Origin of the sequence: Clostridium moutaii (assembly GCF_041205085.1) — a bacterium.
GTDB classification, from domain to species: domain Bacteria; phylum Bacillota; class Clostridia; order Clostridiales; family Clostridiaceae; genus Clostridium_B; species Clostridium_B moutaii.
Genome location: NZ_JBGEWD010000002.1, coordinates 118374 through 132372, shown reverse-complemented (window position 1 = coordinate 132372; position 13999 = coordinate 118374). Strand labels below are relative to the sequence as shown.

16 protein-coding genes and 2 riboswitches are annotated in these 13999 nt (G+C 34.4%); all 16 genes read left to right on the top strand.

Annotated features, from left to right (window positions below; translation table 11 throughout):
• The first annotated feature begins 12 nt into the window (after positions 1–12).
• Entirely contained in the window at positions 13–141 is a 129-nt protein-coding gene (locus AB8U03_RS03325; RefSeq protein WP_369703308.1) for a type II toxin-antitoxin system HicA family toxin, read from the top strand.
• A 449-nt stretch (positions 142–590) separates the two neighbouring features.
• Positions 591–775, top strand: a riboswitch (cobalamin riboswitch).
• Between the two features lie 64 nt (positions 776–839).
• Complete coding sequence (locus AB8U03_RS03320; protein ID WP_369703130.1) at positions 840–977, top strand: hypothetical protein; 138 nt, start codon at positions 840–842, stop codon at positions 975–977.
• 126 nt (positions 978–1103) lie between these two features.
• Positions 1104–1250, top strand: a complete 147-nt coding sequence (locus AB8U03_RS03315) for a hypothetical protein (RefSeq protein ID WP_369703129.1) — start codon at positions 1104–1106, stop codon at positions 1248–1250.
• Positions 1251–1529: 279 nt separating this feature from the next.
• Positions 1530–2288 (top strand): efflux RND transporter periplasmic adaptor subunit, encoded by a 759-nt coding sequence (locus AB8U03_RS03310; protein WP_369703128.1) that lies wholly within the window; start codon positions 1530–1532, stop codon positions 2286–2288.
• A 19-nt stretch (positions 2289–2307) separates the two neighbouring features.
• Positions 2308–3003, top strand: coding sequence for an HlyD family secretion protein (locus AB8U03_RS03305; protein ID WP_369703127.1), 696 nt, complete (start codon positions 2308–2310; stop codon positions 3001–3003).
• Positions 3004–3434: 431 nt separating this feature from the next.
• A complete protein-coding gene (locus AB8U03_RS03300) occupies positions 3435–4694 on the top strand; it encodes a benzoate/H(+) symporter BenE family transporter (protein ID WP_369703126.1) in 1260 nt (419 codons plus the stop codon).
• A gap of 67 nt (positions 4695–4761) precedes the next feature.
• Positions 4762–5571: a beta/alpha barrel domain-containing protein gene (locus tag AB8U03_RS03295; RefSeq protein ID WP_369703125.1), complete on the top strand. Its 810-nt coding sequence runs from the start codon at positions 4762–4764 to the stop codon at positions 5569–5571.
• Positions 5572–5577: 6 nt separating this feature from the next.
• Positions 5578–6459, top strand: a complete 882-nt coding sequence (locus tag AB8U03_RS03290; protein ID WP_369703124.1) for a molybdopterin-binding protein — start codon at positions 5578–5580, stop codon at positions 6457–6459.
• A gap of 25 nt (positions 6460–6484) precedes the next feature.
• Positions 6485–7258, top strand: coding sequence for a 2-keto-4-pentenoate hydratase (locus AB8U03_RS03285; protein ID WP_369703123.1), 774 nt, complete (start codon positions 6485–6487; stop codon positions 7256–7258).
• 137 nt (positions 7259–7395) lie between these two features.
• Complete coding sequence (locus tag AB8U03_RS03280) at positions 7396–8013, top strand: 4Fe-4S binding protein (RefSeq protein WP_369703122.1); 618 nt, start codon at positions 7396–7398, stop codon at positions 8011–8013.
• Positions 8013–9449, top strand: coding sequence for a hypothetical protein (locus tag AB8U03_RS03275; RefSeq protein ID WP_369703121.1), 1437 nt, complete (start codon positions 8013–8015; stop codon positions 9447–9449). The genes AB8U03_RS03280 and AB8U03_RS03275 overlap by 1 nt, the downstream gene beginning before the upstream one ends.
• 90 nt (positions 9450–9539) lie before the next feature.
• The gene (gene larC / locus AB8U03_RS03270; RefSeq protein ID WP_369703120.1) at positions 9540–10760 is read left to right on the top strand and encodes a nickel pincer cofactor biosynthesis protein LarC; all 1221 of its coding nucleotides are present in this window, start codon (positions 9540–9542) and stop codon (positions 10758–10760) included.
• Positions 10761–10801: 41 nt separating this feature from the next.
• A complete protein-coding gene (locus tag AB8U03_RS03265) occupies positions 10802–11578 on the top strand; it encodes an IclR family transcriptional regulator (protein ID WP_369703119.1) in 777 nt (258 codons plus the stop codon).
• Between the two features lie 177 nt (positions 11579–11755).
• The gene (locus AB8U03_RS03260; RefSeq protein WP_369703118.1) at positions 11756–12151 is read left to right on the top strand and encodes an aminopeptidase P family N-terminal domain-containing protein; all 396 of its coding nucleotides are present in this window, start codon (positions 11756–11758) and stop codon (positions 12149–12151) included.
• A 25-nt stretch (positions 12152–12176) separates the two neighbouring features.
• Entirely contained in the window at positions 12177–13058 is an 882-nt protein-coding gene (locus AB8U03_RS03255; RefSeq protein WP_369703117.1) for a dihydrodipicolinate synthase family protein, read from the top strand.
• A 131-nt stretch (positions 13059–13189) separates the two neighbouring features.
• Positions 13190–13385, top strand: a riboswitch (cobalamin riboswitch).
• A gap of 219 nt (positions 13386–13604) precedes the next feature.
• Positions 13605–13988 carry a hypothetical protein gene (locus tag AB8U03_RS03250; RefSeq protein WP_369703116.1) on the top strand — a complete coding sequence of 128 codons (384 nt, stop codon included), beginning with the start codon at positions 13605–13607 and terminating at the stop codon, positions 13986–13988.
• Positions 13989–13999 lie beyond the last annotated feature (11 nt).

Sequence of the window (13999 nt, the reverse complement as noted above, 5' to 3'; positions counted from 1 at the left end):
ATATATTGAAAAATCGGCAAAAAATTTGGGCTTATTGAAGTTAGGCAAAGTGGTAGCCATAAGTTTTTTACATATATTGATGGGAGGTGCACTGTAATACCAGTTCATGGAAAAGATTTTAAAAGAGGTCTTAACTCATGAACCTTAACTTTATGTGAACTTTGAATATAGTTTGAGTTTTGAACTTTTCGGATCAAGTAAATAGAGTGATGACAAATATTATGTAGATAATTGTTATAATATATCCTGGGAAATAAAACCCGGGATATTATTTTTTTGCATAAGCAAGACAGGTATTATATGGGGCTATATGCAATAAGTGTGCTTGTTGCATATACTATTTTTTATAAAGTAGATTGTTTATTTAATTAATTGTTAAGTATAAAGTTAAAGTAAGGCATCAATGACAGGCATCAAACAATGTAAAATTGAAGATTGCATTCACCATAAAAAGAATATTTAGTTATAAAGTAGCTTATTATGTAAAAATTTGTATATAAATAATATAATTACATTATAAAAATATTTCAACAAATATGTTGACAAATTCTTGAATGTGATATGGCATCAAGGTAATGAAAATTATAAATTAAATAATATTTGCAGCAGGCTTCCCCGGGAATTAATAGGGAAAGTGGTTAAAAACCACTGCAGCCTCCACTACTGTAAGGAAGATGAAACCCATGAGAAACCACTGAAGGGACAACCTTTGGGAAGGTATGGAGAGTAAGATGATTCCAAGCCAGTATACCTATACCTGTTTGGCGATATATATAGTTCTTTTGGAAGGAAAGACTGGTATAAGATATATTTTTATTTAAATTGTGAAATATATTAATATGATATATGAAGACCCTCAAAAGAAGGCCTTTTTATTTTACGAAAAACAGAAAAATATAATTTTATTCAGGATGCCTTGTGAACAGGGTGGAAGGGCGGTTGACAAATTGTCCTCCATGCAGGACAGCGACGGATGATTTTCTTCATGGAAAGTCAGCAACAGCGAGAGTATTTCACAGGTCATAATAGGTCTTTGTGCAAATGGAATAGACCCTGGAAGTGCTGCTTTTACCAAAAGTGGGAAGACACCTGTAGATGCACCTTTGAGTTATGAAGTATCTGGAGGCGGATTTAGTCATACAAAGGGAACAGGCTATAATGCCATGGCAACAGAACAGGCTGCTCAGGCTCTTGAAGCGTATAACATGTTTAAGCAAAATACAGGTACGGGTATATATAAATTCAAGTAAATTGTGAATGAAATGGCAACCGACATACCAAAATACTTTAATCAGAGAGGATATGAAAATGAATTCCATTTCTGATGTTATAAAAATACCAGTTAAATAATATAAGAACACTCTTTACAGCTGCGTCAGGTAAAGGGTGTTTTTTAGGAAAACTGTCTTAAGGAAAAGTTAAAGTCATAGGATTTGTTACAACGATGTTGCTGTTAGGGTGTTCATGTAATAGAATAAATGTTAGTATATAAATGAACTTTAAATTATATAATTCATAGGAGGATCTAAATGAAAAGAGCTATATTATTTTGTTTAGTTGTAGGGCTGCTTTTTAGTGGATGTAGTCCTAATAAAAACAGCAGCAAGTCTATTATTATAAATGGGCCAAGCACTGACACCGTATTTATTATGGGTGGGAAAATTGCAACAAATGACAGCATAGATGTTAGTTCAAACATTGCGGGAAAAGTTGCGGAGATATCTACGGATTTAGGCAAGAAAGTAAATGCAGGAGATGTGGTTGTCAGATTGGATACTACAGAACTTCAAAGCAAGGTGGATGAGGCACAATCGGCAGTAAGTGCCGCACAGACAAGTTTATCTGGTGCACAAAGTGCTGCCAATTCCGATACCTCCAATATTAGCGGATATCAATCCCAGCTTGCTCAGGCTCAATCGGAGTTAAAAGCTTCTCAGGCAGCTCTGGATGCTGCTGTTATTACAGCACCTATTTCAGGTACGGCAAGTTCAAGAAATGTAAATGTAGGAGATATGGTAACTCCAGGTAAAACACTTATTTCAATAGTTAACACGGATAATTTATATGTAAATGCATATGCCCCGACCCGTATCTTAAATCAAATTAAAGTGGGACAAAGTGTAGCTGTAAAAGTACCCGATGTATCAGACAATGAGTTTTCAGGGAAAATAGCTGTCATAAATTCAAAACTGAATTCACAGAGCTCGGATGTGCTGGTGAAAGTAACCTTGGATAATAAAAATGAGCTTTTGAAACCGGGTATGTTTGCGGAAATTGGATTGAAGTAATGGAGAAGGTGGGGTTAATATGAAGTTTAATATAATTTCCAGCATGAGAAAAAACCGAAAGAAAGTAATTATTGGGGCATTGATAGCTGTGGCAGTAGTAGTAGTCGGTGCGATCTCTTATTATATATATGAGCATATTTACTATGTTTCTACTGATGATGCAAAGGTTACTGCTGATTTAATCAATGTAAGCCCGCAAATTCGTGGAAAGTTATTGCAATTTGATGGAGATGAAGGTGATACAGTTGTGAAAGATCAGATACTGGCCCGTCAGGATATGGGAAGTCTTCCTGATTCAAGCATAGATCAATCTTTAATAAGAGCACCTATTGATGGCATAATTGTAAAAAAGCAGGCAAATGTGGGAGAAAATTTATCCCCGGATAAAACCATAGCACTTCTGGCGGATCCGGATAATTTTTACATAATCACCAATATAGATGAAACAGAAACCAGGAGATTACAAGTAGGACAATCAGTGGATATAAGCATAGATGAGTATGGAGCACAAAAATTTACAGGAAAGGTAAAATCCATAGGGCATATGTCCCAGTCTGCTTTAACGCCTAGTTCCTATTCGGATAAGGGTAAATATAAAAAAACAGTTCAAAAAATACCTGTAAAAATCAAGTTTGACAATTCCAGTAATCTAAAAAGCAAATTCACCATAGGTGACAATGCATCGGTGAAAATACATGTTGTAAATAATAAATAGCAGAGTTCAGATATAATGGCAGATATTTGTCATTGTGTCTGAGCTTTTTTATTTAAAAAGATTTAGTTAAATTATTGACATATTAAAAATAATTATCTATAATTATTCTATAAGAAATAATCCGAAACACAATACGATAATATAGAACAAAATTATATTCCAGCTGGATATGATTTAAGTATATTAGACATATTATTATATCTTATTTGGTCTTTTTATCAAATGATTCTTAGGCTCAGGTGGAGTTTGCTCATGTGGAACACTTTTTTTATCTGAACCTTAGAAGAACTTATCCAGGGACGTAGCAGTGCTTTATTCTAAACTTTATGAAGTTAGGAGTGTTAGCAATGATGGTTTTCGGATAAAAATATACAAGAACAAGATACGATAATGCAGAACAAAAATTATTTTATTGAATATGGGGGGAAACTATGGAAATTCAACAAAATGAAAAGGAATTCAGATTTGAAAAGGGATACAAAATTTTAGATAGCTTGAGGGAATTACCTAAGCATATTAATGGAAGTACAATAACAGCTGGTGCTGTAGCTGCGATTTTTGGATGTACAGGTCCTGCGCTTTTAGTAATAAAGGCTGCTGCTGACGGTGGTTTGACTAATGTACAATCTATTTCATGGCTATTTTCCATTTATTTTATAGGAGGCCTAGTCAGTATATTTTTAGCTCTAAAATATAAACAACCTATATGTGGAGCTTTTAATATACCTGCTGCTGTCATGCTTGTAACCGTACTCAAAACATTTAATATATATGAAGCTTCTGGTGCATATTTTATTGCAGGCATTATAGTGCTTCTACTAGGTATTTCAGGGTTAATTGGAAAGATAATGAGATGGCTTCCACTTCCCATAGTTATGGCAATGATAGCAGGGGCCATGATAAAATTTGGGACAGGAATAATTACCTCCACTCAGTCAATGCCAATAGTAGGATTATTGACCTTAGCAGGATTTTTTATAATACCTAAAATCAGCAAAAAAGTACCACCTGTATTAGGCGCGTTGGTATTGGGAATGATAGCGGTAGCAGCAACTGGTTCATTGCATTTCAAGGCAGAAGATTTTAGATTTATTGCACCTCAGGTTATTATGCCTCAATTTAGTTTAGGAGCTACTTTATCTGTATCAATACCTCTTGCCATATTGATTATAGGTTCTGAGAATGCTCAGGCAACTGGTGTTTTGATATCACAAGGATATAAACCTCCAATTAATGTAATGACTATAGTAAGTGGAATAGGGAGTATGATTACATCTTTCTTTGGAGGACATAATGCAAATGTTGCAGGTCCTATGACAGCAATCTGTGCTAGCGAAGAAGCGGGAGAAGACAAGGAAGGTCGTTATGCAGCCAGTGTTATAAACGGAATATTATTTATAGTTTTTGGACTTATAGCAAGTCTTGCCATGGCATTTGTTTCAGCTTTACCTGCAGCTTTAACCAATATTATTGCAGGACTTGCGATGATAAATGTACTTTACAGCTCATTTCATGATGCTTTTTCGGTTAATAAATTTAAATATGGTTCATTCTTTGCACTTGTTATTGCAATGAGCAACATAACTATATTTAAAATCAGTGCACCACTGCTTGCACTTGTAGGAGGAGTAATAATTTCATTATTGGTGGAAAGTAAGGATTTTAAAAAAGAAAAAGTTGCTATAAAATAGGGAGAAATACTGTAAATATTTTAAAATAAAATAGTGGTATATAATTTTTATGAGAGGGGCAATAATTGTGGAACTTAGGGAATATCTTTTTTCTGAGATAAAAGATTATAAGTGGAATTTTAAAATAGTTTCCAAGCAAAGTGGTGTTTTCTCAGGAACCGACAGATTAAAACAATTGTCGGATGAATTAAAAATAGAAATTAAAAGAGTGTGCCCTGAAGGGAATAAAATTAGAATAGGAGATTGTGTATTTTCCGGAGTTGGAGATGCGGAGCAGATTATAAGAGCTGAAGAAATACTTTTAGGAACTATTGGAAAATTTTCAGGAATTACCACTGCTGCATATGAATTTTTTAAAAAAGCTGGTAATGATATAAAAATTGTATGCGGTGCATTCAAGAAAGTCCCTGGTGAAGTCAGAAAGGATATTCGTCAATCCATTGTTTCAGGAGGTATAGGAGTCCGCATAACAGATAAACCTTTTATCTATTTAGATAAAAATTACGTCAGGCTTTTAGGATGTGTTAAAGAGGCTGTAAAAAAAGCCAGAGAGTATGACAGCAGCAGGATTGTGGTTGTACAGCTTCGGGGGGAAATAGATCCTATAGTTCAGGAAGCAGTTCAGGCAGTGGAAGCTGGAGCAGGAATACTTATGGTAGATACAGGAAATATAGAGGATTTGGAGTCTATTGTAAATATTTCAAAAAAAAGTGGATGGCGTGAAAATATTAAGATAGCATATGCAGGAGGAATTACTTTAGAAGATATTAAAATTATAAAAGATTGTGGGGCTGATATTGTTGATGTAGGAAGGGCAATTATTGATGCTCCAATACTTGATTTTAGCCTGGATGTTATAGAAAATTTGAAAGGATGATTCTAATTGGAATGGGATTTACTTGAAAAGACTACGTTCTGGATTGATGATGTAAATTTAAAAAATGCCAATCTTGGCGAAATTGCAGAAAAAGTTGCCAATGTACTTAATATGACAACCAAAGAAATTATGGTTGTAGATGTAAGACCTGGACTTTTGGCTTTTGACATTATGAAACGCAAAGTTAAAGCTGAATCGGTTATAGGAAAGGAAAAGGAAATATTACTTAGACTATCTCAAATTTCTGGAGTGGAGGTAGGAGATAATGCTGCAGTACATTCAGAAGGTATACTTGGGCTTATTGCGCTTGATTCTAAAGAGGCGAAGGATGTCCTAGAAAAATCTGCCGGACTTACTACACAAATTAAAAAGGCAGTTTCAAAACGTGCTAAGGTATTTGCTTCAGGTGCGGAAGTTATAGCTGGCAAAATAGAGGATACCAATTCTCCATATATTATAAATGCTCTGAAAGGCTCAGGATACAAAGTTAAATTTGGAGGCATTCTTAAAGACGATGTATTGGCTGCAGCCAATGGTATAGAAGAAGCGCTGGAAGAAGGGTATGGATTGATTGTAACTACAGGCGGTGTTGGAGCTGAAGACAAGGATTTTAGTGTCGAAGCTATATTGAGAATAGATGAAGAGGCTTGTACACCATGGATTTTAAAATTTAAACCGGATTATCACAGACATCATAAAGAAGGAGTGCGCATTGGGGTAGGAAAAGTGGGCATGAGTTACATAGTGGCTCTTCCAGGACCTCATGAAGAGGCAAAACTGGGATGTGATACTTTAATAAAGGGAATACAAAAGGGACTTAAAAAGGATTTATTGGCAGAAACTATTGCTGGTGCTTTGCGTCAGCGATGGAGAAATAAAATGAAATAAAAAATGTATGATGGAGGATTCGAATATGAATTATAAAGAAATAGCAAAAAAACTGTTGACATCAGAGGTGAATAAGACTCCTATAGGACAGCTTACAGAGGAGTACCCTAATCTAAGCATTGAAGATGCATACCATATACAGCTTGCTGGAATTGATATGAAGCTTTCTCAAGGACGCAAAATAATAGGAAAGAAAATTGGACTTACAAGTCGTGGAATGCAAAGACTCCTGGGTGTAAATGAACCGGATTATGGTCATCTGCTAGATGATATGCTTATTCTTGAAGGCGACACATTAAATCGCAGTGAGCTCATCGCCCCTAAAGTAGAGGGAGAACTGGCATTTGTCCTAAAAGAAACCCTTAAAGGACCGGGAATAACAATTGCAGATGTATACAGGGCCACTGAAGGAGTTTTTCCTTCTTTTGAGATTGTCGACAGCCGTATTAAAGACTGGCACATTAAATTGGCAGATACTATTTCAGACAATGCTTCCAGTGCCAGATTGGTTTTAGGAAGCAAAATGGCTTCCATTAAAGATTTGGATTTGAAATTGATTGGAATGATGTTTGAGAAAAATGGCGAGATGGTAAGCAGTGGAGTAGGTGCAGAAGTTTGGGGGAATCCTGCAGCAGCTGTAGCATGGCTCGCAAATAAATTAAGTGCTTTTGATATTGCACTTGAAAAAGGTGAAATAATTCTTGCAGGTGCATTTACGGCAGCAGAAAAAGCCGAGGCAGGAGATATATTTACAGTTTCTTTTCATGGGCTTGGAAGTGTAAGTATAAAATTTGTTTAATGATCAAATAAAATGAGTATATTCCCCTCCTATATTAGAGTACCACTTTTATATAGGAGGAAAATATAAAACCTAATGAATTATTAGGAAAATAAAATTTATGTAATTTATTTTATACTAAGGAGGGAATGAATACAATGAAAAAAGTTACACTTTTACCTTATGTAGATAATGATAAATGTAAAGCATGTCGTACATGTGAAAAAGTGTGCCCTGTTCTGGCAATAAAAGTTAAAAATCGTCAAGCTGTAGTTGATGCTGACAGGTGCAGGGGTTGCGCAAATTGCGAACAAAGATGTCCATTTGATGCTATAACTATGATAAAAAGGGATAAACCTTTGGAGATAGGTGTAGACGTAAATAGTGTAAATTATGATGACATAATAGATCTTTGTGTAAAAGCGCATCTTCATCCAGAGCAAACCCTTTGCTATTGTGTAGGGGTAAGAGCGGAAGAAGTGGCTGCAGCTATTTTAAAAGGAGCAAAAACTCCAGAGGAAGTTTCACTTGAAACAGGTATTCGTACAGGGTGTACCATAGAATGTATACAACCTATATTAAGGCTTTTGGATGCTGCAGGATGTGAGCTCAATCCAGTCGAAGGTGGATGGCAATGGTATGGTAAAACAGCTACTGCATGGGATTTACCAGAGGAAGTTAAAAAGAAATATTCTTCACGCGGATTTTATTTTGAAGAAGATAGAGAAGTATTAGACAAAATTATTGATGGATGTAAGAAAGGAGAGGATAAATAATGAGACCAGCAATTACTCCAATATCTCCAAAAACATCACAGTATGGTATTGATCCATCCTTGGTCAAAACCAGAGCAGCTGACCTTCCGGGTATGACTTCAATTCACTTGAAAGAGCTTTTCCCTGATTTGCCTGATGTGATCTTTCCAGGAGAAAATGGTATAGAAAAAGTAAGAAAAGCTGCAGAAGCAGCTCTTATGAAGGTTGACATGAGTATGATAAAGCCTGAGCATTCAGTTAATATTCTAGCCTCTCATCATGGATTTACTCTTTTAGGTGGACAACCTTATGCAGAACTTTTAAAAACCATCAAGGATGTAATAGAAAAGCGAACTGGATGTAAGGATGTGCGTCTACGTGCAGGTGTTGGAATGCGTTTTCGTGAAACCGAAGAATATATAAAAAGATATGAACTGGATAAGTATTTTAATGGTAAGGCAATAGGGGTAGCTCCAGTAGATCAAGGAATTCCCATTGAAACTGAAATAGGTACATTATATGGACTTAAAAAGGTTTATGATGCAGACTGGATAGTACATGCACATCACAGTGACGTTCGTGAAGTACATTTTCATCGCCAGGTGGATAAGGCAGTAAAACCTTTTGGAATGTCTTATGCCCGTATTGAAACTAGATCCACCTATCATCAAAATCTTGGACCAAGGGGAGCAAATTTTGTTGCAAGAGCTCTTTTTGATTCGGATTTTGTACAGAAAAAGTTCGCATTTGCAGCATTTTTGGACGTTGCACCAAATGGTATTGTGGGTGTAGATGTAAACAATGATTTGTATGAATTGAATAATAAAGTAACTTTTATAGGATGTAAGCAATATGGAAAGATAATGACATTATTTGGTGAAATAGATAAATGTATAGCGGTACTTGACTTCCCTTGTCCTGTTCCTTATGTATTTTCGGCGGGAGTAATATATGCTAATTTTGCAGGTGCCAATACGGATCTCTATGATTTGGATAGGCCTATGGCCCCATACACCTGGTATACTGAAGCTTTCTATGGTAAGAACGGTAAACCTCTATTGGGGAGCATACCTCCTATAAATCCTGCCATAAAAATGTGTATTCATAATTACGCATGGACAGGGTATCCTTCGGCTTTCTTTGCTCAACATATACCTACATTAGTTGTAGGAAGTGAACAGGCAGAGCTGTTTAATCGGGATCCTCTTAATTTGAATTACATGGATTATGCAGCTCTTGTCAAAGATACTAAAACAGCAATGAGTTTTGCATATGCAGCTACAGGGACCAAGAATGTTATCATATTTGATGGAGCAATGGGAGCATTGAATGTAAGTGAATCCCTTGCAGAGTTACTTCTCAAAAAGGCACCTGAAGTTAGTGAAAGAGTTGATAAAGAACTACTTCCTAAATGGCTTCGTCAAAGGGGTGTTGATATATCCGTATTAAAAGAATAGTTTAAAAATAGCTTGATTATATATTCACCTGTATCTATTTGTTGTAGATACAGGTTGAATGTATAAAGGAATTTCCAGGAGGAATAGGATATGAAGATTGCTTATTTTCAGTGTGCTGCAGGGATAAGTGGAGATATGATTTTAGGTGCATTAGTAGATGCCGGACTGAAATTGGAGGATTTAAAGGCGGAACTTGTAAAGCTAAATATACCTTTTGATCTGGAAGAAAAAAAGGTAATGAAACAGGAAATATGTTGTACCAAGGTAAATGCCATAGTAAAGGAAGAACATGTACACAGACATTTGAGTGACATTGCAGTTATTGTAGAGAGCAGTCAGTTAGGTTTAAAAGTAAAAGAAAAAATAATGAAGATATTTACAAGACTAGCCCAGGCTGAAGCCAAGATACATAATACTACTATAGAATCAATACACTTTCATGAGGTGGGAGCGTTGGATTCCATAGTTGATATATGTGGAGCCGTTATTGGACTGAACTTGTTAAATATTGAAAGAGTATATTGTTCTCCCATACACGTGGGAACTGGGTTTGCCAAATGTGCTCATGGAATTATACCACTTCCGGCACCAGCTGTTGTTGAATTATTGCATGGAATTAAGGTCTATTCAAATGGTATAGAAAATGAATTGGTTACTCCTACGGGAGCTGCTATTATATCAACTATTTGCAGTGATTTTGGAGAAATACCTCTTATGAATATTCAAAATTGTGGTTATGGAGCAGGAACTAGAGATTTAGATATACCTAATTTACTTAGAATTTGTATAGGAGATTCAGCAGCAGAGGATGAAAAAGCAAATTGTCACAGTAAACAGTTGACTGAAGAAGGAGAAGCTGTAAAAATAGAAGTAAATATTGATGATATGAACCCGCAATTTTATGAGTATATAACAGAAAAACTATTTTCACAGGGAGCAAAAGATGTGTATGTGCAAACTGCTTTTACTAAGAAAAATAGAATTGCCAGCATTTTAAATGTAAATGCACAGAAAAAAGATTTAGACAGAGTTTTAAAGACTATATTTGAAGAAACTACTACTATTGGAGTAAAAGTATTTAATTTTCATAAATATATGCTTTACTATAAAATGGAAAAGGTATCCACTGATTTAGGTGAAATTTCAATAAAGATAGCATTTTACGGTGACGAAATCTCGAATATATCTCCTGAATATGGTGAATGTTGTGCTAAAGCTAAAGAATATAATATACCCATAAAGAAAGTGTATGATATGGTGAAATTATCAGCTGACAGCTATGTAAAACAAAAGTATAATAAATGTAAGTAACTGAGATGTTATATGTAAAATAAGGAAGGAATGTATATAAGATGCCAAAAAGTAAATCAAATTTAATTCAATCGGTGGACAGAGCCTTACAAATATTAGAATGTTTTTCAAAGAGAGAAAATGAATTGGGAGTGACCCAGATTGCCAATCGATTAGATCTTCACAAGAGTACTACTTTTGGGCTTCTTAGTACGTTGGAAAACAGAGGGTATTTGAAACAAAATTTGGAAAATGGAAAATATAGGTTGGGAATAAAGCTTTTTGAATTAGGAAAATTAGTTGAAGATGGTATGGATTTGAGAACAAGTTCACTTCCTTACCTGAAAAAATTAGTATATAAATATGACGAAACCGCTCACCTGGCCATGCGGGATGGAAATCAGATAATATATATAGATAAGGTAGAAGGGGAAAGTGGCATTAAAATGAGTTCCCAAGTTGGCAAAAGGGCACATGTATATTGTACTGGGGTGGGAAAAGCAGTGTTAGCTTTTATGCCAGAAAAAGATGCAGAAGAAATTATGAAAAATATTAAATTCCATCAATTTACTTGTAATACAATTACGGATTCAAATGAGCTGAAAGAAGAGTTAAAGAAAATAAGGAAAAGAAAGTACTGCATTGATAATGAAGAAATAGAGGTTGGTCTAAAGTGTGTAGCAGCACCTATAATGGATTATAATGGCGAAGCTGTAGGTTCTATTAGCATATCAGGACCTACAAGCAGGATGAACCATGAAAAAATGAATCTTATTGCAAAAGATCTTAAAGAGATTATTATGAAGATTTCTGAAACATTAGGGTATAAAAATGTATAATTTATTTGAAAATGTATCTAAAGAGCTTTGGGTTTAAGTATATAACTGTAGATGTTGTAAAGTATAGAACAGGAAGTTTAAACGGACAACTGCAGGAGGGAGTTTTATGGAGAAAATATATGATAAAAGATTCATTAAATTTCAGCAGGAACTTTTAAAATCAGGTATAGCATAGCTGTGTTGGTAGATAGAGAAAATTTAATCTATTATACCGGATTGACGAGTATTGAATGTATGGCTCTTGTTGTTCCTGCCAGTGGAAAGTGTGTCTGTATCACTTTAGGTATAGATTTACCATTTATAAAAAAGAACTGTGTTATTTCAAATGTAGTAGGATATGCTTTCCCTCAGAGTAATTTAGGTGAAAAATTAGTGCAGGTAATAAAAGAAGATATGGGATTTGATTCGCCTAGAGTTGGTTTCAGCAAGTATTTTGTGGAATTTAGTGTATTTGATGCCCTGCATAAGGGTTTAAGGGGAATGGATTTTGTGGATATAACTGATATATTGCGGGTGACAGATACGGGTACGGAGTTGTTTACTGAATTTCCTAAAGAAATGATACAAAAATAAATTAATTATACAAGGAGAGATTGAAATGTTTAAGGGAATAATTACACCTATGGTTACTATTTTTAATGATGATGGAACAGTAGATACAAAAAATCAAAGTATTTTAGTTGAAAAGTTGATTTCAGATGGAGTGGATGGTATTGTTGCTCTGGGAAGTGTAGGAGAATTTTTTAATCTTTCACTGAAAGAAAAAAAAGACTATGTAAAATTCATAAGTGAAGTTGTTGGTGGAAGGGTAAAGCTAATAGTTGGCACAGGAAGTAATGATATAAAGGAAGTTATAGAATTAAATAAATATGCTAAAGAATGTGGTGCAGATGCCGTTTTAATTATAACCCCATATTTTTTCAGTTTGAATGAGGAGTATGTCCATGAATACTATTCAACTATAGCCAAAAATACTAAACTCCCTATTTTGCTTTATAATTTTCCTGCAAGGACATCTACAAACTTATCTCCGAATTTCGTGCTTAAATTGGTAACCGAATTTGAAAATATTGTCGGTATAAAAGATACGACTGATTCTATAAGCAATGTAAGAGGTTATGTACAAAAAGTTAAGTCGTATAAAAAAGATTTTTCTATATTTTCTGGATTTGATGAATATTTGATACCTAATTTAAATTGCGGTGGAGATGGTATAATAGGGGGCCTTACTAATATAAAAGCTAACCTTTTTATTGACACTTACAAGGCATTTCTAAATAATGATTTGGATAAAATATCAAATTATCAGAAGAAAATAAATGGGCTTATGGAATTATACAATCAGGTAGATCCTTTTATAGTAGCGTTAAAGGAAGCAGTAAGAATTTCATTGGGCCTAAATATAAATGTATCACTAAAAAATTATAATGTAAAATTGGATGAGAAGATAAAGGGAAAAATAAAAGAGCTAATAATATAAATGGCTTTGTAGTAGTTGCAGAAGAAGTAGGGAAACTTGCTGAAGAATCTTCAAAAGCAGTAACTAATATAGATGTATTTGACTTGTAAAAATTTTTGATATACTACAAGTAAGATCAAGTATTTTATAAAATTTAATATGTACTGTTAGGTGCTGTTATTTTGGAGGACATTTAAATAACAGTTAAAAGGAAAAGTGTAAAAAACACTGCAGCCCACCGTTACTGTATGGATGATGAAACCTTATTTATGTCACTGGTTATATCCGGGAAGACAAGGGAGTAAAATGAATCTGAGCCAGGAAGCCTGCCTAATATGTTGTTAATTTTTTCGGAGGGGGAGATATTACATGGCTTAAGCAAACTGTTGCATATGTGAAGGTTAAGGAGTATTGCCGGAAGGCGATATTTTGCATGACTTTTGTACATTATGCAGTATATTTTTGATTTGTAAACAGTTGTATTAACATATAAAAAAGAGAATCCATTTGGATTCTCTTTTTTATTTTGAGTAGAGTAAATCAAATCTTTTAAAAGGTGGTTTTAAAATGATCTCTATGAAGCTGGAAAATTTATATAAGAATAAATTAGTCAGTTCAGATGAAGCTGTATCTAAAATCAAGAATGGTGATAATGTAGTTTTCGGACAGGGTCGTGGAGAGCCTTTGTTTCCTCTCCATTCATTGATAAAGGATAAGGAAAAATATAAGAATTTGGGACTATATAATATGATACCTATGTCTCAAAGTGAATATGCAGAAGAAGGAGTGGAAAAATATATTCACATTATAGCATTAAAATGGATAATATTCAAAATATACAGAAAATTATCTATTTTAAATTTGCCATATAAATACGCATCTCGGACGTGTTTGTCTTTTATTGACTGGATAAGTTTTATATTATATACTAATATGTTAATATTGAATTGAAAGGATGGTGT